Raw genomic sequence first — 18,110 nt, forward strand, 5'->3', positions numbered from 1 at the left:
CTCCTGCTCGACTGGACCCATGCATCGACAGATCGCGGGATCCCTGACCGGGCGGGTCACCAAGTGGGTCGTCCTCGTCTTCGTGCTCGTCCTCACCGGCTTCATGGCCTTCTTCTCGTCCAAGCTGACGTCCGTGCAGGACAACCAGGCCTCCTCCTGGCTGCCCGGGTCTGCGGAGTCGACCAAGGTGCTCGACGAGCTGTCGCAGTCCGTCGACCCCAACGACATCCCCACCCTCGTGGTCTACCACCGCGACGGCGGGCTGACCGACGACGACCTCGCCACCATGGAGGCCGACGGCCCGGAGATCGCCGCGCTCGACGGCGTCACCGACCAGGGCGTGCTGACCCCCGCTGCCGCTGAGGCGGCGGCGGCGCAGGGTGCCCCGGTCCCGACCCTGGTCTCCGAGGACGGTGAGGTCGCCTACCTCTACTTCGTGCTCAACTTCGGCGCGGACGGCTGGAACGCCATTCCCGACGCGGCCGCCGAGATCCGCGACATCAGCACGCTCGACGGGGGCGAGGTCCACCTCGCCGGCTACGGCGGGCAGGCCGCCGACTCCGCGGCGGCGTTCGAGGGCATCGACACCAACCTGATCCTGGCCACCCTCGGCGTGGTCATCGTGATCCTCCTCTTCACCTACCGCAGCCCCATCCTGTGGCTGCTGCCGATCCTGTGCGCGGTGTCCGCCAACTTCATCGCCACCGGGCTGGTCTACCTCCTCGCGAAGTACGCCGGGCTCACCGTCAACGGACAGAGCCAGGCGATCCTGAGCATCCTGGTGATCGGCGCAGGCACCGACTACGCCCTCCTGCTGGTGGCGCGCTACCGAGAGGAGCTCCGTCGTCACGAGGACCGCCACGAGGCGATGGCCTTCGCTCTGCACCGCGCCGCCCCCGCCATCCTGGCGAGCGCCGCGACCGTCGCCATCGGCATGCTGTGCCTGTCCTTCGCCGAGCTCAACTCCACCGCCGGCCTCGGTCCGGTCCTCGCCATCGGCGTCGCCGTGACCATGCTCGTGATGGTCACCCTGCTGCCCGCGCTGCTCGTGATCTGCGGCCGGTGGGTCTTCTGGCCCAAGCGGCCGTCGTTCCGGAGTGCCGAGCCGACTGCCGACGGCCTGTGGGCGCGGGCCGGCCGGTCGATCAGCCACCGCCCGCGACGGGTCTGGATGACGACCGCAGGGCTGCTGCTGCTCGCCTGCCTCGGCCTCTTCCGCCTCGACACCTCGGGGCTGTCGACCGAGGACACCTACACCAAGGAGTTCGACTCCATCAAGGGTCAGCGCCTGCTCACCGACCACGGCCTGTCCGACAACTCCAACACCGTCCAGGTCGTCGCCGACACCGAGCAGGCCGCCGACGTGGCGAGCTCGCTGGCCGGGATCGACGGGCTCGGCGAGCCCGGCGAGGTCCAGCCGCTGGCCGACGGACGCTCCTGGTTCGAGGCGACGATCAACGCCGACATCTCCTCCAGCACGGCCGCCGACATCGTCGAGGCCTCCCGCGACGCCGCCCACGGCGTCGACGGCGCCGACGCCCTCGTCGGGGGCGGCTCGGCGTTCTACCTCGACACCAAGATCGCCTCCGAGCGCGACAGCCTGGTCATCATGCCGCTCGTCCTGGTGGTGGTGCTGCTGATCCTCATCGGGCTGCTGCGGGCGATCCTCGCCCCGGTGATCCTGATGGCGACCGTGGTGCTGTCCTTCGGGGCGGCGCTGGGCATCTCGGCGCTGCTCTTCGAGTACGTCTTCGGCTTCGCCGGGTCCGATCCGGGGTTCCCGCTGTTCGCCTTCGTGTTCCTCGTCGCGCTGGGCATCGACTACAACATCTTCCTGATGACCCGCGTGCGGGAGGAGACCCTGACCCACGGGACCCGCAAGGGCTCGCTCATCGCGCTGGCCTCGACCGGTGGTGTGATCACGTCCGCCGGCGTCGTGCTGGCCGCGACCTTCCTGGTGCTCGGCTCACTGCCCCTGGTGTTCCTCGCCGAGCTCGGGGTGGCGGTGGCGCTCGGCGTCATGCTCGACACCCTGATCGTGCGGTCGGTCCTGGTCACGGCGCTCAACCTCGATCTGGGCGGGAAGATCTGGTGGCCCAGCACGCTCGACTCCTCCGACGCGCCGCTCACCCCCGCGGAGGCCGAGGCCCCGCTGGAGACGGTGCACTAGGCAGGCGCGGCCACGGACGTCGGAAGCGTCAGGATCTCCGCGCCGTCCTCGGTGATGGCGATCGTGTGCTCGCTGTGGGCGGTGAGGCATCCGGTCGCGCTGCGCAGCGTCCATCCGTCGTCGTCGGTGACGAGCTCGTCGGTGTCGACCATGATCCACGGCTCGAGCGCCAGCAGCAGGCCCGGTCGGAGCCGGTAGCCCCGGCCGGGGCGGCCGTCGTTGGAGACGTGCGGGTCCTGGTGCATCGTCGTACCGATCCCGTGGCCGCCGAACTGCATGTTGATCGGGTAGCCCGCGGCTCGGAGCACGGTCCCGATGGCGTGCGACAGGTCGCCGATCTTCGCCCCGGGGACGGCGGCGGCGATGCCGGCGGCCAGCGCCCGCTCGGTCGTCTCGATCATCTCGACGCTGCCGGCCGGCCGGCTGTCGCCCACGACGAAGCTGATCGCGGAGTCGGCGGCGACACCGTCGAGGCGTACGGCGAGGTCGAGGGTCAGCAGGTCACCGTCGGCGAGGCGCTGGTCACGCGGCCGGCCGTGGAGCACCGCGTCGTTGACCGACGTGCAGACGTAGTGGCCGAACGGACCCTCGCCGAACGACGGGGCGTAGTCGACGTAGCAGGACTCCGCGCCGGCCTCGCGGATCAGCTCCGCGGTCCAGTGGTCGAGGTCGAGCAGGTTGGTGCCGACCCGGCTGCGGGTGCGCAGCGACTGGAGGATGTCGGCGACGAGGGCGCCGGTGGCGCGTGCCTTGTCCACCTGGGCAGGAGTGAGGATCTCGATCATCGCAGGCCCAGCCTTGCACAGCGCTTCCCCGTGGCACCGCTGCAGAGGTCGTCGAGGGTGACGACGCCCTGGGCCACGAGCACCGAGGTGAGCGTGTCGATCGTGACGTCCCGGTCCCGGTAGAGCCAGGACTCGACGCCGTCGACCTCTTGGCCGTCGTCGACCGGCACGTCGGCGAGGAAGGCCACGGAGACGTCGGCGGCCCGCTCGCTCATCGCACGCGTCGGCACGTAGGTCATCGAGGTCTCGTCGCCGAGCAGGACCTCACGGGCCGCCTCGAGGTCGGTGCCGGTCTGGCGCGGGACCTCGCCGTGCTCCAGGCCGACGAACCTGTCGGAGCCCGGGACGACGGTGCCGAGCGAGACGACGGGGAGGTCGCGACCCGTCATGGTCGCGAGGTCGTCGGGATCGACGGGCACCACGACGATGACGTCGGCCGAGGTCGCCTCGGCCTGGCGGGCCTGGCTCTTCTGCGTCTCGGCGCTGCCCTCGGCGTCGTAGACCGTGACCACGCACTCGTCGCAGGTGGCCTCGACCCGGTCGGTGAAGGCCTCGACGTCGACGGCCCGGGAGGTGGAGTCCGCGCCGTCGGCGACCAGCAGGGCAACGGTCGGCTCGGCGCCGGCGCACCCGGAGAGCAGGGGTGCGACGGCGAGGACCGTGAGCAGGGCGAGGCGGGCGCGGAGCATCCCGAGGAGGTTATCCGGCGCGGGCGACTCAGTGCGCCGGTGGGCGCTTGCGCTGCGGCCCCGGGCGGGTCGGGTCGTCGTCGGGGCGGTGGACCTCGCTCGGCACGACGATCGGCTTGAGCCGCGCCCATCCGATGAAGAACGCGCCCACCACGAGCAGCGCCAGACCCGTCCAGAGGTTGGCGTTGACGCCGCCCGTCTTCTCGGGCTCGTGCTCGCCGAGCAGCCCGGCGAGCGTGAGGATCACGCCGTAGGTGCCGAGCAGCGCGCCGATGATGTTGCGGATGTCGAAGACACCCGCCTTGTGGGGCGCGGTGCCGGACGTGGTGTCGGAGTCTTCGGACATGGTGCCCCTCTCTCAGAAGGCGGCGTTGAGGACGATGACCATCGCTAGCGCGATGCCGGCCAGGGGGACCGTACGACGCCACCACGGCATCGAGGCCTCGTCGGGATCGGTGCGGTCCTCGCGTGGTGTCTCGGAGTAGACCAGCCCCCGGAGCTCGGAGGCGGGCTTCGGCTTGGTCACCAGCGACACCACGATGCTCAGGACGATGTCGACGACGAACGCCGTCGAGGCGGCGAGGAAGGCCGCCCCCTGGCCGGGCAGGTCGATGACGCCGGCCGCGGCCAGCCGGTCGACCGCGACGGCCGACAGGGTGCCGGCCACCAGGCCGACCCATCCGGCGGTGGGCGTCATCCGCTTCCAGAACATGCCGAGGATGAACGTGGCGAAGAGCGGCGCGTTGAAGAACCCGAACAGCGTCTGGAGGTAGTTCATGACGTTGTCGTAGCCCATCGCGATCTGGGCGGTGAAGATCGCGATGACGGTGGCGCCGACGGTGGCGAGCCGGCCGATGCGCAGGTAGTAGTCGTCGGTGTGGTCCTTGCGGATGTAGCGCTGCCACAGGTCGTAGGAGAAGACCGTGTTGAAGGCCGAGATGTTGGCGGCCATGCCGGCCATGAAGGCCGCGAGCAGGCCCGCGATCGCCAGCCCGAGCAGTCCGTTGGGCAGCACGTCACGCATCAGCAGCAGGAGGGCGTCGTTGTAGGCGACGCCGTCGCCGGAGGCCCCTCCGGTCGGCGACCCGCCGTTCTTGAGGTCGATCATCTCCTGGACGAGCACGGCCGAGACCATGCCGGGGATGATCACGATGAAGGGGATGAACATCTTGGGGAACGCGCCGATGATCGGCGTCTTGCGAGCGGCGGAGATCGAGTCCGACGCCATCGCGCGCTGCACCTCGACGAAGTTCGTCGTCCAGTAGCCGAAGGACAGCACGAAGCCGAGGCCGAAGACGATGCCGATCACCGAGAACAGCGGGGAGTCGAAGCCGGACAGGGCCTGGCCGGGCCACGACTCGAGCTGCTGGGCCGCGGACGCGACGCCCGCATCGGCGGGCGCGCTCTCGGCCGCGGCGGTGATCTTGTCGTTGAGCCCGTCCCAGCCACCGACGCGGTGGAGGCCGATGAGGGTCAGCGGCAGCAGCGAGGCCACGATGACGAAGAACTGCAGCACCTCGTTGTAGATCGCCGCGCTCAGTCCGCCGAGCGTGATGTACGACAGCACGATGGCGCCGGCCACGACCAGGGCGATCCAGATCGGCCAGCCGAGCAGGGCGTGCACGATGCCCGCGAGCAGCGCGAGGTTGACGCCCGCGATGAGGAGCTGGGCGACCGCGAAGCTGATGGCGTTGACCAGGTGGGCGCCGGTGCCGAACCGCCTGAACATGAACTCCGGCACCGAGCGGACCTTGGAGCCGTAGTAGAACGGCATCATCACGACGCCGAGGAACAGCATCGCCGGGACCGCGCCGACCCAGAAGTAGTGCACGGTCGGCAGGCCGATCTCCGCACCGTTGGCCGACATGCCCATGATCTCGACCGCGCCGAGGTTGGCGGAGATGAAGGCGAGGCCCGTCACCCAGGCCGGAAGCGAGCGACCGGAGAGGAAGAAGTCGATCGAGTCGGACACCGATCGTCTCGCCATCACACCGATGCCGATGACGAATCCGAAGTAGATCGCGACCAGCAGGTAGTCCAGCCAGGTCGCGTCGATCAAGGTCTCTGAGCTCACGGGTGCCTCCGAGGTGCTGTTTGGGCCACCGGACAACCTAGACCGGCTGGCAGCGCAGCGCGACCACCCCAGGGGGTCACCCGGGCATGATGAACTGGCTCAGGGTGAGCTCACGTGCCAGTGCGGCTGCTCGTCGCCCTCCAGTCCGGTGGCACCGCCGATCGCGTCGGCGAAGCCCTCGGGCGCACCCGCCTGACGGGTGCGGATGTCCGGGTCGACGGTGGACTCGAGGTGGTCGCCGTAGCCCGGCACCGTGATCATCGCGCCGGCGTCGGGGCCCATGTCCTCCACCTCCCACCCGAACACCGTGCGGTAGAAGTCGAGATCGCGCTCGACGTCGGGCGTGTGGAGGTCGCTGAAGTTCCAGGAGCCGGGTGCGTTGTTGACCTGCGAGCCGAGCCGCTTGCGCGCCTGCCACAGGCGGAACACCGCCCCCTGCGGGTCGCGCAGCTCCGCCCAGCGACCGCCCGGCCCGGCGTCGTGGGGACCGTCGACCAGGTCGATCGCGGCCGCGTCCAACCCGTCCAGCGTGGCGATCAGGTAGCTCGCAGGCACGTCGGGAGGCAGCGCGTCCTGGGTCTCCCAGCCCAAGAGCTCGCCGTAGAAGGCGGCTGCGGCAGGCGCGTCCGGCACCTGCGCGTCGATCCAGCAGGTGACGCCCTGCGGGTAGGTGTGCGGGTTGTCCATGGTTCCCGAGGCCATGTCTCGCACCCTACGCCGGGCCACTGACACCGGTCGCCGGCTCAGTCGCCGACGACGACCTCCACCTCGAAGCCCTCCGAGCTCTCCAGGTAGAGCGCGACGTGCTCGTCGCCGCCCGCGTGCGGGTAGCGGTCGGCGTACATCTCGTGCCACCCGTGCTCGGTCGACTCCGCGCGCATCCGGTCGAGCTCGTCGCGGGTCTCGACGACCATCGCGAGGTGGTTGATCCCGGGGCGCAGGCGGTCGTGCTCACCGTGCTGGTCCGACGAGTGCTCCATGAAGATGTAGGTGCCGTCGGCGTGCAGCCACGACAGCATCCCCTCCTCGCGCTGCCAGCCGCACCAGGCGAGCAGCCAGCCCCACTCCCCCTCGGCCGTCGCGACGTCGTCGACCCACAGGTCGAGGTGGTGGAGGGCGCGGGTCATGGGGGTCAACCTAGCCCGGAGGGCTCGCGGAGGTGGGCGGCCACATCGGGTCGGCGAGCTGCTGGAGACGCGGTGGGTCGAGGGCGAGCAGATCTGGCTGCGGCGCTACGCGGTGCTGGCAACATGACCATGGAGCTCTGGTGTCGGATATCGGCCCAGGAGCTCCACGATCCCGGAGCGACCTGCGTGCCTGTGGTCTGATCACGGATCGAAGAGCCCGACCCCAGGTGGCCGCACCGCTACGCCGAGCTCGAGGGCCTGATCTCGGCGGTCCTCGGTGAGCGGATGCTCGCCATCCAGCACATCGGCTCCACCTCGGTGCCCGGGCTGCCGGCCAAGCCCATCATCGACATCGACGTGGCCGTGGCGGACCCCGTCGACGAGGCGGCGTACGTGCCCGCGCTCGAGTCGCTCGGCCTCGTCCACTGGCTCACCGAGCCCGACTGGCACCAGCACCGGCTGTTCAAGATGCTGACCGAGCCTCGGGCCCACGTGCACGTCTTCGGGTCCGGGTGTCCCGAGATGGTCAGGCACCGGATGTTCCGCGACTGGCTCATCGACAAACCCCGGGGACCGCGAGCTCTATGCACAGGTGAAGCGCTCAGCGCTCGCCCAGCTCGACGCTGTCGGCGACGACCACGGCGCGTTGGGCTTCTGGATGCGCTACAACGCTGTCAAGCAGCCCGTCGTGCGCGAGATCTACGAGCGCATGTTCCGGGCCGCCGGACTGGCGTGACGTCGCCGCCTACTCCCACTCGATGGTGCCCGGCGGCTTGGACGTGATGTCGAGGGTGACCCGGTTGACCTCGGCGACCTCGTTGGTGATCCGGGTCGAGATCCGCTCCATCACCTCGTAGGGCAGGCGCGCCCAGTCGGCGGTCATCGCGTCCTCGGAGGTGACCGGGCGGATGACGACGGGGTGGCCGTAGGTCCGCCCGTCACCCTGGACGCCGACGGAGCGGACGTCGGCGAGCAGCACGACCGGCATCTGCCAGATGTCGCGGTCGAGGCCCGCGCGGGTCAGCTCCTGGCGGGCGATCGCGTCGGCGCGGCGCAGGATGTCGAGCCGGTCGGCGGTCACCTCGCCGATGATCCGGATGCCGAGGCCCGGACCGGGGAACGGCTGGCGCCACACCATCTCGGCGGGCAGGCCCAGCTGCTCGCCGACGAGGCGGACCTCGTCCTTGAAGAGGGTGCGCAGCGGCTCGACGAGGGCGAACTCGAGGTCGTCGGGCAGGCCGCCGACGTTGTGGTGGGACTTGATGTTGGAGGTGCCCGCCCCGCCACCGGACTCGACGACGTCGGGGTAGAGCGTGCCCTGCACCAGGAAGCCGACCTTCTCGCCGTGCTCGGCGGCCTCGCCCAGCACCGCGGCCTCGGCCGCCTCGAAGGCGCGGATGAACTCACGCCCGATGATCTTGCGCTTCTCCTCGGGGTCGGTGACGCCGGCGAGCGCCTCGAGGAAGACCTGCTGGGCGTCGTAGACGTGGAGGTTGACCCCGGTCGCGGCGACGAAGTCGCGCTCGACCTGCTCGGCCTCGCCCTCGCGGAGCAGTCCGTGGTCGACGAAGACGCAGTGGAGCCGCTCGCCGATCGCGCGCTGCACGATGGCCGCGGCCACCGCGGAGTCGACGCCGCCGGAGAGGCCGCAGATGGCCAGGCCGGTGTCGCCGATCTGCTCGCGGACCCGCTCGATCTGCTCCTCGGCGATGTTGAGCATCGTCCAGGTCTGGCGGCAGCCGGCGATGTGGTGGAGGAAGTGCTCGAGCACCTTCTGGCCGTGCTCGGAGTGCAGCACCTCGGGGTGCCACTGCACGCCGGCGAGGCCGCGACCCACGTCCTCGAACGCGGCCACGGGGGTGTCGGCGGTCGAGGCGAGGACGGTGAAGCCCTCGGGGGCCTGCGCGACGGAGTCGCCGTGGGACATCCAGACCCTGTGCTCGGCGGGGATGCCCTCGAGGAGGGTGCCCGGCTCGGAGACCGTGACCGGCGTACGTCCGTACTCCCGGGCGCCGGTGTGCGCGACCTCGCCACCGAGGCCCTTCGCCATCAGCTGGAAGCCGTAGCACATGCCGAAGACCGGCACCCCGGCCGTGAACACGCCGGTGTCGATGCCGGGAGCGCCGTCGGCGTACACGCTGGACGGGCCGCCGGACAGGATGATCGCCTTGGGCTTGCGCGCGAGCATGTCGGCCACCGGCATCGTGTGCGGCACGATCTCGGAGTAGACCCGCGCCTCGCGCACGCGTCGCGCGATGAGCTGGGCGTACTGGGCACCGAAGTCGACGACGAGGACCAGGTCGTGCTCTGCAGGCTGCGTCACGCGGAGAGTCTATCGGCGGGCACTCCGCGATCGATCAGGGGATTTCGACACGGCCGTCGGCCCCGCTCCGCGGTGCCGGGCCTGCTCAATCCGATTTGCCCACGCCGACGACGGCTCCGCCGTCGTCGGCTGCAAATCGCACCAGGGCCCGATCGGGGAGGGATGGTGATCGGGCCCTGGTACTTGCTCCCAGCTGCTGCAGGACAGCGCCGAGATCGAGGATTCCGGCCCTTGGGAGGGAGCATGACTGCCGGAGCCCTCACTCGACCCAACGACCCCTCCGGGGGGTGGTTACGGCCCCGATCGGCCCAATTCAGCTGACGCCGACGATCGGCAGCCGCAGCGCGCCCGGCGCGGCCTCCGGGACGACGGGGTTCTTCGGCTCGACCGGGGCCAGCTGGCGGTAGGTCGCGCCGAGCTCGGGGCGGGGGTCGGCCTCGCCCTTGTTGGGCCAGAACGCCATCGCCCGCTCGGCCTGCGCGGTGATGGTGAGCGACGGGTTGACCCCGAGGTTGGCCGACACCGTGGAGCCGTCGACGACGTGCAGGCCGTCGTAGCCGTAGACGCGCTGGTAGGGGTCGACCACGCCCGTCGCGGCCGAGTCGCCGATCGCGCAGCCGCCGATGAAGTGCGCGGTCAGCGGCATCCCGAGCGGCTCGCCGACGGCGCCGTAGGCCTGCCGGGCGCCCATGATCCGCGCGAGCCGGCGGACGGCGTCGTAGGCCGAGGCGATGTAGGTCGGGTTGGGGGCGCCGTGGCCCTGCGTCGACGACATGTAGCCGACCGTGCCGCGCGTCTTCCACACGGTGGTGATCGAGTTGTCGAGCGTCTGCATGACGAGCGCGACGACGGTGCGCCGCGACCAGGTGTTCAGCGAGTAGAGGTCGCGCAGGCCGTTGCGCTGGCGCCACAGCTCCTTGCCCCACGTGCGCCACCGCTTCTCGCCCAGCACCTCGTCGACCAGCACCGTCGCCATCAGCGGCATCACGTTGCGGCCGCGGCCGTAGCGGACGGGCTCGACGTGGGTGTGCTCGTCGGGGTGGAAGCTGGAGGTGATCGCCACGCCCTCCGTCCAGTCGACGGAGTCGTCGTTGGCGGTGGCCCAGAGGATCGCCTCGGAGTTGGTGCGGGTCAGCACGCCCAGCCGGTCGGAGATCCGCGGCAGCGACCCCTGGGCCTTGAGCCGGTGGAGCAGCCGCTGCGTGCCGATCGCGGCGGCGGAGAAGACCACCTGGTCGGCGGTGAACGTCCTGACGGCGCTCCGGCGCGACAACTTGGCCTTGGTCCAGCGGGCGGTGACCTCGTAGCCGCCACCGTCGCGCGGGCGCACGTCGGTGACGGTCGTCAGGGGGTGCACGACCGCGCCGCCCCGCTCGGCGAGGTGGAGGTAGTTCTTCACCAAGGTGTTCTTGGCGTTGTGGCGGCAGCCGGTCATGCAGGAGCCGCAGTTGATGCAGGTGGTCCGGTCGGGTCCGGCACCGCCGAAGTACGGGTCCGCCACCGTCTCACCCTCGGGCTGCCCCGGCTCCCCGAAGAAGACGCCGACCGGGGTCGGGTGGAACGTGTCGCCCACGCCCATCTCCTCGGCGACCTTCTTCATCGCCACGTCGGCGGGCGTCGTCCGGGCGTACTCCGTCACGCCGAGCATCCGCCGTGCCTGGTCGTAGTAGGGCGCGAGCTCGGACTTCCAGTCGGTGATGTGGGCCCACTGCGGGTCCTTGTAGAAGGGCTCCGGCGGCTCGTAGAGGGTGTTGGCGTAGTTGAGCGACCCGCCCCCCACCCCGGCTCCGGCGAGGATGAAGCAGTCGTGCACCAGGTCGATGCGCTGGATGCCGTAGAGGCCCACCTCGGGACGGAAGATGAAGTTCTTCACGTCGCCGCCGTCGGCGGGCAGCTCGTCGTCGGCGAAGCGCGCCCCCGCCTCGAGCACGCCGACCGTGTAGCCCTTCTCGGTCAGCCGCAGCGCGCTGACCGAGCCGCCGAATCCGGAGCCGATGACGAGGACGTCGTAGTGCGTCGTCACGGGCGGCCCAGCTTGTTGAGGAGGCGCAGAGAGGCCGTCAGCACCTTGGCGTTGGTCTCCTCCGACATGCCGAACATCGGCGCGATCGGCACCAGCCGCTGCGTGGCGACGGACTGCGCCTCGGTGTAGCGGTGGACGCCCTCGCTCCCCTGGCGCCGGCCCATGCCCGACTCGCGCATGCCGCCCATGGGCGCACCGAGCGAGCCGAACGTCGCGCCGTAGGCCTCGTTGACGTTGACCGTGCCGCACTTCACCCGGCGCGCGAGCGCCCGTCCACGCGCACCGTCGCGCGTGTAGATGGAGGCGTTGAGGCCGTACGCCCCGTCGTTGGCGCGCTCGATCGCCTCGTCCTCGCTGTGGAAGCGGTAGAGCGAGACGACCGGGCCGAAGGTCTCGTGGCCGAAGCACTGCATGTCGGCGGAGACGCCCTCGAGGATCGTCGGCTCGTAGACGTAGGGCCCGAGGTCGGGACGGGCCCGGCCGCCGGTGAGCACGCGGGCTCCCTTCGCGACGGCGTCCTCGACGTGGGCGGTCACGGTGTCGAGCTGCGCCTGGGAGATCAGCGACCCCATGTCGACGCTCCAGTCGTGGCTGGCACCGAGCGTCATGGCCTGCGTCCGCGAGACGAAGGCATCGACGAACCGGTCGTAGACCTGGTCGGCGACGAAGAGCCGCTCCATCGAGACGCACAGCTGTCCGGCGTTGGAGAACACTCCGCGTACGGCGCCCTCCGCCGCGCGGTGCACGTCGGCGTCGCGCAGCACGAGCATGGGGTTCTTGCCGCCGAGCTCCAAGGAGCAGCCGATGAGCCGGTCGGCGCACTGGCGCGCGATCAGCCTCCCGGTCGCGGTCGAGCCGGTGAAGCAGATGTAGTCGGCCGCCGCGATCATCGCGCCGCCGATCTCGGGTCCCGGCCCCGCCACGACCTGCCAGAGCTCCGACGGGAAGCCGGCCTCGTCGAGGAGCTGCGCGGCCAGCAGGGCCGTCAGCATGGTCTGCGCGTCGGGCTTGGCGACCACGGCGTTGCCGGCGAGCAGCGCGGGGATGCCGTCGCACAGCGCCATCGTGAGCGGGTAGTTCCAGGGCGAGATGATCCCGACGACGCCCTTGGGGACGCGGTGGACCTCGGCCCTCGTGAGGACCGGGAACATGCCCCCGACGCGGCGCGGGTCGAGGTGATCGTGCGCGGTGCGCGCGTAGTAGCGCGCGGTCAGTGCGAGGTGGGCGACCTCGAGGTAGGCGTCCTTGCGGGCCTTGCCCGACTCCCACACGACGAGGTCGATGAGGTCGTCCTGGCGGTCGAGGAGCAGGTCGTGCAGGCGCAGCAGGGCGGCGGCGCGCTGGTCGATCGTCGTGGCCGCCCACGACACCTGCGCCCTGCGCGCCCGTGCGAACGCCTCGGCCACGTCGGCCGGGCTCGACTGCGGGATGTGCGCCAGCGGCGTGCGGCCGATCGGCGAGGCCACAGCGTGCGTCTCCCCACTGGTGCTGACCAGTCGCCGCGTCAGGCCGGCGACGTACGAGCGGTCGAGGCCGTAGGCCGCGGTGCTGTCGTGCTCGGGGTCTGCGGGGCCGTCGGTGATCGGGCCTGAGGTGGGGCTCTGCTCACTCATCCGAGCAGCGTAGGTCGGGCCCGTCGACGTTTGCTACTGGTTGGTCACTTCGTCCCAACATTTGACACTTTGGGGGCATTTGTCCAACCCGGTTCGCGCGGGCCGTCCAGCAGCCGACCCGTCTGCTCAGACGATGTCGGGCGCCTTGACCCGCGCCTCGTCGGCCTCCTGGTCGGTCGGCATCAGCTGGCTCTGCCGCTCCGCCTCGACCCGTCGCAGGTAGTGGTCGACCTCGTCCTCGAGCTGCGCGTCGTCCCAGCCCAGCGCCTCCGCCATCAGCTCCGCGGCCGGGCGGGCGGCGGTGATGCCGCGGTCGAAGGTCTCGATCGACACGCGGGTGCGGCGCGCCAGCACGTCGTCGAGGTGCCGCGCCCCCTCGTGCGTGACGGCGTACAGCACCTCGGCACGCAGGTAGTGCTCGGCGCCAGGGAGCGGCTCCCCGAGCTCGGGACGCTCAGCGATGAGGGCCAGGACCTCGTCGACCAGGCCGCCGTAGCGACCCAGCAGGTGGTCGACCACGCCGATGTCGAGGCCCGACGAGCGGCTGATCGAGACCCGCTGGTTGGTGCGCGCCTCGAAGCCCCACGCGCCCATCAGCGGCACCCGGTCGGTGATCGAGGCGGGCGTGGCGGCGAAGTCGCGGATGGCGTGGTCGACGGCGTCCCTGGCCATGACGCGGTACGTCGTCAGCTTGCCGCCGGCGACGAGCACGAGGCCCGGCACCGGGTTGGCGACGGTGTGCTCGCGGGAGAGCTTGGTGGTCTCGCCCATCTCCCCCTCCTTGCGCATCGGCTTGAGCAGCGGCCGCAGCCCCGCCCAGACACCGATCACGTCGCGGTGGTCGAGCGGGTCCTTGAGGAGCCGGTTGACGTGGCCGAGGAGGTAGTCGATGTCGGTCTTGCTGGCCGCGGGGTGGGCGAGGTCGAAGTCCCAGGCGGTGTCGGTCGTGCCGATGATCCAGAACTGGTCCCACGGGATCACGAAGAGCACGGACTTCTCGGTCTTGGTGATGAAGCCGCACTCGGAGCGGATCCGGTCCTTCGGCACCACGAGGTGGATGCCCTTGCTGGCGTCGACGTCGAGCTGCGCCTGACCGCCGATGAGCTGCTGGACCTCGTCGGTCCACACGCCGGCGGCGTTGATGACGACCTTCGCGCGGATCTCGAGGTCGCGCTGCCCCTCGAGGTCGCGGGCCGTCACGCCGACCACACGCCCCTGTTGTCCCGAGCCTGTCGAAGGGTCGCGCAGGAAGCCGGTGACCTTGGTGCGGGTGGCGACGTGCGCGCCGTTGTTGGCCGCGGTGCGCGCGATCGTCATGACCAGCCGCGCGTCGTCGACCCGGCAGTCGTAGTAGCGGATCGCCCCGTGCAGCGTGTCGGTCCTGATGTCCGGGGCCATCCGCGCGAGCTGCTTGCGGAAGATGTGCTTGTGCCTGGGCACGCCCATGTCGTACTTGCCGGTCATCGCCATGCCGTCGTAGAGCGCGACGCCGGCGCCGACGTAGGGGCGCTCCCACGCGTGCTCCAGCGGGTAGAGGAACGGCACCGGACGTACGAGGTGGGGCGCGAGGCGCGTCAGCAGCAGGCCGCGCTCCTCCAGCGCCTCCTTGACCAGCGCGAAGTCGAACATCTCGAGGTAGCGCAGGCCGCCGTGGACGAGCTTGGACGAGCGCGAGGAGGTGCCGGAGGCGAGGTCGCGCTGCTCGACCAGGCCGACCTTGAGGCCGCGGGTCACCGCGTCCAGCGCCGCGCCCACCCCGACGATGCCGCCGCCGACGACGAGGACGTCGAGCTCGCCCTCGGCGAGGTGCTGGAGCGCATCGGCGCGCTGGTCGGCGTCGAGGGCCCTGGCCAGCGTCATGCGGGGCCCCTGCGGCATTGCTCGGAGGAGCGGAACGGAGGAGAAGAACGTCGTGGGGTGCTCATGCCTGGACCACGACCTCGATGCGCTGGAACTCCTTGAGCTCGGTGTAGCCCGTGGTCGCCATCGCGCGGCGCAGGGCGCCGACGAGGTTCATGGTGCCGTCGGCGGTGCGCGAGGGACCGAACATGATCTCCTCCAGCGAGCCGACGGAGGAGAACTCCACGCGCTGGCCGCGTGGCAGGTCGGCGTGCGTGGCCTCGCTCCCCCAGTGGAAGCCCCGACCGGGGGCCTCGGTCGCCCGGGCGAGCGGGGAGCCGATCATGACGGCGTCCGCGCCGCAGGCGATGGCCTTGGCGATGTCACCGGAGCTGCCGATCGAGCCGTCCGCGATCACGTGGACGTAGCGGCCTCCCGACTCGTCGAGGTAGTCGCGGCGGGCCGCGGCCACGTCGGCCACGGCGCTGGCCATCGGCACCGCGACCCCGAGCACGGTCCGGGTGGTGTGGGCGGCACCCCCGCCGAAGCCGACGAGGACGCCGGCCGCCCCGGTGCGCATCAGGTGCAGCGCGGCCTGGTAGGTCGCACAGCCGCCGACGATCACCGGGACGTCGAGCTCGTAGATGAACTCCTTGAGGTTCAGCGGCTCGGAGGTGCTGCTCACGTGCTCCGCGCTGACGGTCGTGCCGCGGATGACGAACATGTCGACGCCCGCGTCGACGACGGCCTTGACGTGCTCCTTGGTGCGCTGCGGCGACAGCGAGCCGGCGACCGTGACGCCGGCGGCACGCACCTCCTTGAGGCGCGCGGTGATCAGCTCGGGCTTGATCGGCTCGGTGTAGATCTCCTGCATCCGCCGGGTGGCGTCGGCGCCCTGGAGCCCGGCGACCTCCTCGAGCAGGCCGGTCGGGTCGTCGTACCGGGTCCAGAGGCCCTCGAGGTTGAGCACCCCCAGCCCGCCCATCTGGCCCAGCGCGATCGCCGTCGAGGGCGACATCACCGAGTCCATGGGGGCGGCCAGGACCGGGATGTCGAAGCGGTAGGCGTCGATCTGCCAGGCCGTGCTGACCTCCTCGGGGTCGCGGGTGCGCCGCGAGGGCACGATCGCGATGTCGTCGAAGGAGTAGGCGCGGCGACCGCGCTTGGCACGGCCGATCTCGATCTCGGTCACGCGGGGCAGCCTATCGGCCGGGTCGTGGGCGCCGGCGCGCGCTCGGATCGGGTGCCTGTGGTCCACGTCTCGGGAACAGGTTTGCCAAAGCCCGGACGCGGGCCGTGCACCGTCCCTACGGTCATGGCGTGGGGAACACGGGGGGTCGCGTCATCGCGCGCGCACTGGCAGCCGTCTGCATCGCAGGCGGCCTGGTCGGCGTGGGCGCGGCGTCCGCGCAGGCCTCGGACGACTACCCGTGGGCCTGGCAGGGGCAGTGCCCGATCGAGCCGCAGGAGCCGATCGAGGAGCCCACCCCCACTCCCACCCCCACTCCGACCCCCTCGGCCCCGACCAAGCCCGGCGAGACCCCCGCTCCCGTCGAGCCGCCGCCCCCGCCGCCGCCGGTCCTCGACCCGGTCTCGGGCCACCTCTACGACCCGCGCGGCCCGAAGCCGGTGTGCACGAGCCGGGTGTGGTCGATCGACGGCTCCATCGGCGACCCGTGGGGCTTCGTCCTGCGCAACTGCACCAGCTTCGTGGCGTGGCGGCTGCAGGAGCGCAACCGGATGCCCGGCTTCGCCAACGACTTCGGCGGCGAGCACTGGGGCAATGCGGGGAACTGGGACGACGTGGCCCGGCGCCTGGGCTACCGCGTCGACTCCGTCCCCGCGATCGGTGCCGTCGCCCAGTCCGACGACGGCCGCGTGGGGCACGTCGCCTGGGTGAGCGCCATCGGGCCGGGCACGGTGACGATCGAGGAGTACAACCACGCCACGCCCGGCGGCTACGGCAGCCGTACGGTGCCGGTCGGCGACTTCCGCTACCTCCACCTCGACGACCTCGCCCCCTCGCCGCTGATCGGCTCGGACCGCCCGGTCGTGTCGGTGCCCGACGGACTCGGTGAGTCGTGGACCGCCCGCGTCGACGACGGCGGCACCCTCCGCGTGGCGCGTCCCGGGCGTCCGAGCCGGGTCGTCGGCCCCCGCGGGGCGTTCTCGTCCCTGGCGGCGCCCGCGCTCGCCCTCGACCGGCGCGCGAACCCGTGGGTGGCGGCCACGACCCGCTCGGGCCGCGTCCTCGCGGGCACGCTCCGGGGCACCCGCTTCGTGCTCCGCGACGTCGCCGCCTCGGCCCCGACCGCCAGCCCGGCGCTGGCCCTGTCGCGCACCTCGCGCCCGGTGCTGGCCGCCGTCTCCCCGACCGGCACGCTGGTCACCCGCCGCTTCACCGAGGAGCGTCGCTGGAGCCGACCCGCGCGCGTCGGGAAGCCGTCGTCGTGGGCCACCCACGCCGCCCCCGTCCTCGGCCGCGACGGCGCCGGCCGCACCCTGCTGGTCGCCGTGGGAGCACGGGGAGCGACCTTTGCGCAGACCCTCGAGCGGGGTCGCCTCGTCCGCCTGCCCGGCGTGGGTGCCTCGATCACGTCGACGCCCGCGGTGACCACCGCCGGTGACGGCACGACGTACGTCCACCAGGTCACCGCCGCCGGGCGCCTGCGGGTGCGCGCCCTCGTCGGCCGTCGCTGGACCACGCTCCCGAGCATCGCCGGCGACTGGTCGCCGTACGCCTCCCCCGCGGTCGGCGAGATCGCGAGCCGCCTGCACGTGGCGGCGGTCGACGCCCGGGGCGCGCTCCTCGTCCGGGCCGCCGTGCCGGGTCAGCGCTCCCAGCTGCCGGCTCGCGTGCAGTCGTCGGGCGACGCCACCCGCTCCCCCGGGCTCGTGACCCGCAGCAACGCCGGCGTCTTCGTCGTCGCGACCGAGCGCGGTCGCTCGGCCCGCTCACGCCTGCTCACCCGTCCGGCCCGGGCGGTCTTCGGCCGCACCGCGCCGACCAGCGCGGGCTTCACCCCCTGACACGGGCCCGCCGCGGACGTACGACGGCGCGGCCATCCCGCGAGGGAGGACCGCGCCGTGCGGTGGTGCGCAGCTTGGCCACGGACGCCACCCCACCGGCCGGTCACCTAGGGGCGGGCAGAACGATTTCCGGGGAACGGGTGGAAGGCGTCAGTTCCCGGCGTAGTTGGGTGCCTCGACCGTCATCTGCACGCCGTGGGGGTGGCTCTCCTTGAGGGAGGCCGAGGTGATCCGGACGAACCGGCCCTTGTCCTGCAGCTCGGAGATGGTGCGGGCGCCGACGTAGAACATCGACTGGTTGAGCCCGCCGACGAGCTGGTGGGCGACCGCGGACAGGGGGCCGCGGTAGGCGACCTGGCCCTCGATCCCCTCCGGCACGATCTTGTCGTCGCTGGTGACCTCGGCCTGGAAGTAGCGGTCCTTGGAGTAGGACTTCT

The 18,110-nt window shown here is 71.5% G+C and carries 15 protein-coding genes and 1 pseudogene; 4 read left to right on the forward strand and 12 right to left on the reverse strand.

Features of this window, described 5'->3' with window-relative positions; all coding sequences use genetic code 11:
* Nucleotides 1–19 precede the first annotated feature (19 nt).
* On the forward strand, nt 20–2,170 hold the full coding sequence (locus JWN97_RS11240) for an MMPL family transporter (RefSeq protein ID WP_297622501.1): 2,151 nt from the start codon (nt 20–22) through the stop codon (nt 2,168–2,170).
* Here the strand turns inward: JWN97_RS11240 and map are convergent.
* The 6 genes from map to JWN97_RS11270 form a co-directional block, all read right to left on the reverse strand.
* Complete coding sequence (gene map / locus JWN97_RS11245; RefSeq protein WP_297622503.1) at nt 2,167–2,955, reverse strand: type I methionyl aminopeptidase; 789 nt, start codon at nt 2,953–2,955, stop codon at nt 2,167–2,169. The two genes, JWN97_RS11240 and map, sit on opposite strands and share 4 nt — an antisense overlap.
* A complete protein-coding gene (locus tag JWN97_RS11250; protein ID WP_297622505.1) occupies nt 2,952–3,644 on the reverse strand; it encodes a hypothetical protein in 693 nt (230 codons plus the stop codon). Before JWN97_RS11250 ends, map begins: the two co-directional genes overlap by 4 nt.
* Before the next feature lie 28 nt (nt 3,645–3,672).
* A complete protein-coding gene (locus JWN97_RS11255; protein ID WP_297622508.1) occupies nt 3,673–3,990 on the reverse strand; it encodes a hypothetical protein in 318 nt (105 codons plus the stop codon).
* A 12-nt stretch (nt 3,991–4,002) separates the two neighbouring features.
* On the reverse strand, nt 4,003–5,718 hold the full coding sequence (locus tag JWN97_RS11260; RefSeq protein WP_297622510.1) for a sodium:solute symporter family protein: 1,716 nt from the start codon (nt 5,716–5,718) through the stop codon (nt 4,003–4,005).
* A gap of 99 nt (nt 5,719–5,817) precedes the next feature.
* Entirely contained in the window at nt 5,818–6,420 is a 603-nt protein-coding gene (locus JWN97_RS11265) for a hypothetical protein (RefSeq protein ID WP_297622512.1), read from the reverse strand.
* A gap of 41 nt (nt 6,421–6,461) precedes the next feature.
* On the reverse strand, nt 6,462–6,845 hold the full coding sequence (locus tag JWN97_RS11270) for a VOC family protein (protein ID WP_297622514.1): 384 nt from the start codon (nt 6,843–6,845) through the stop codon (nt 6,462–6,464).
* Nucleotides 6,846–7,106: 261 nt separating this feature from the next.
* On the opposite strand from JWN97_RS11270, the pseudogene JWN97_RS11275 reads away from it, so the two are divergent.
* Together JWN97_RS11275 and JWN97_RS11280 are read left to right on the forward strand one after the other, a co-directional pair.
* Nucleotides 7,107–7,352: pseudogene (locus tag JWN97_RS11275) on the forward strand (GrpB family protein); the annotation flags it as partial.
* Nucleotides 7,353–7,437: 85 nt separating this feature from the next.
* Complete coding sequence (locus JWN97_RS11280) at nt 7,438–7,581, forward strand: hypothetical protein (RefSeq protein WP_297622516.1); 144 nt, start codon at nt 7,438–7,440, stop codon at nt 7,579–7,581.
* Between the two features lie 9 nt (nt 7,582–7,590).
* Here the strand turns inward: JWN97_RS11280 and guaA are convergent, their stop codons facing one another.
* The 5 genes from guaA to JWN97_RS11305 all read right to left on the reverse strand — a co-directional run bounded on the left by guaA (nt 7,591) and on the right by JWN97_RS11305 (nt 15,835).
* Nucleotides 7,591–9,168: a glutamine-hydrolyzing GMP synthase gene (gene guaA / locus JWN97_RS11285; protein ID WP_297622518.1), complete on the reverse strand. Its 1,578-nt coding sequence runs from the start codon at nt 9,166–9,168 to the stop codon at nt 7,591–7,593.
* Between the two features lie 313 nt (nt 9,169–9,481).
* Nucleotides 9,482–11,191: a GMC family oxidoreductase gene (locus JWN97_RS11290; protein ID WP_297622520.1), complete on the reverse strand. Its 1,710-nt coding sequence runs from the start codon at nt 11,189–11,191 to the stop codon at nt 9,482–9,484.
* The gene (locus JWN97_RS11295) at nt 11,188–12,804 is read right to left on the reverse strand and encodes a succinic semialdehyde dehydrogenase (protein WP_297622522.1); all 1,617 of its coding nucleotides are present in this window, start codon (nt 12,802–12,804) and stop codon (nt 11,188–11,190) included. The genes JWN97_RS11290 and JWN97_RS11295 overlap by 4 nt, the downstream gene beginning before the upstream one ends.
* A gap of 126 nt (nt 12,805–12,930) precedes the next feature.
* Nucleotides 12,931–14,664 (reverse strand): glycerol-3-phosphate dehydrogenase/oxidase, encoded by a 1,734-nt coding sequence (locus JWN97_RS11300; protein WP_297622524.1) that lies wholly within the window; start codon nt 14,662–14,664, stop codon nt 12,931–12,933.
* A 61-nt stretch (nt 14,665–14,725) separates the two neighbouring features.
* Nucleotides 14,726–15,835: a GuaB3 family IMP dehydrogenase-related protein gene (locus JWN97_RS11305; RefSeq protein WP_297622526.1), complete on the reverse strand. Its 1,110-nt coding sequence runs from the start codon at nt 15,833–15,835 to the stop codon at nt 14,726–14,728.
* A 128-nt stretch (nt 15,836–15,963) separates the two neighbouring features.
* Between JWN97_RS11305 and JWN97_RS11310 the strand changes: the two genes are divergently transcribed.
* Nucleotides 15,964–17,673 (forward strand): CHAP domain-containing protein, encoded by a 1,710-nt coding sequence (locus tag JWN97_RS11310; RefSeq protein WP_297622528.1) that lies wholly within the window; start codon nt 15,964–15,966, stop codon nt 17,671–17,673.
* Nucleotides 17,674–17,823: 150 nt separating this feature from the next.
* Here the strand turns inward: JWN97_RS11310 and JWN97_RS11315 are convergent.
* The coding region (locus tag JWN97_RS11315; protein ID WP_297622530.1) for an IMP dehydrogenase at nt 17,824–18,110 on the reverse strand (287 nt) is incomplete at its 5' end.

The organism is Nocardioides sp., from assembly GCF_025965415.1.
Classification (GTDB): domain Bacteria; phylum Actinomycetota; class Actinomycetes; order Propionibacteriales; family Nocardioidaceae; genus Nocardioides.

What these genes read in the sequence shown, in the direction of transcription:
- JWN97_RS11240 (WP_297622501.1), top strand. Translation starts at nt 20, where the DNA reads ATGCATCGACAGATCGCGGGATCCCTGACCGGGCGGGTCACCAAGTGG.
- map (WP_297622503.1), bottom strand. Translation starts at nt 2,955, where the DNA reads ATGATCGAGATCCTCACTCCTGCCCAGGTGGACAAGGCACGCGCCACC.
- JWN97_RS11250 (WP_297622505.1), bottom strand. Translation starts at nt 3,644, where the DNA reads ATGCTCCGCGCCCGCCTCGCCCTGCTCACGGTCCTCGCCGTCGCACCC.
- JWN97_RS11255 (WP_297622508.1), bottom strand. Translation starts at nt 3,990, where the DNA reads ATGTCCGAAGACTCCGACACCACGTCCGGCACCGCGCCCCACAAGGCG.
- JWN97_RS11265 (WP_297622512.1), bottom strand. Translation starts at nt 6,420, where the DNA reads ATGGCCTCGGGAACCATGGACAACCCGCACACCTACCCGCAGGGCGTC.
- JWN97_RS11270 (WP_297622514.1), bottom strand. Translation starts at nt 6,845, where the DNA reads ATGACCCGCGCCCTCCACCACCTCGACCTGTGGGTCGACGACGTCGCG.
- JWN97_RS11295 (WP_297622522.1), bottom strand. Translation starts at nt 12,804, where the DNA reads ATGAGTGAGCAGAGCCCCACCTCAGGCCCGATCACCGACGGCCCCGCA.
- JWN97_RS11300 (WP_297622524.1), bottom strand. Translation starts at nt 14,664, where the DNA reads ATGACGCTGGCCAGGGCCCTCGACGCCGACCAGCGCGCCGATGCGCTC.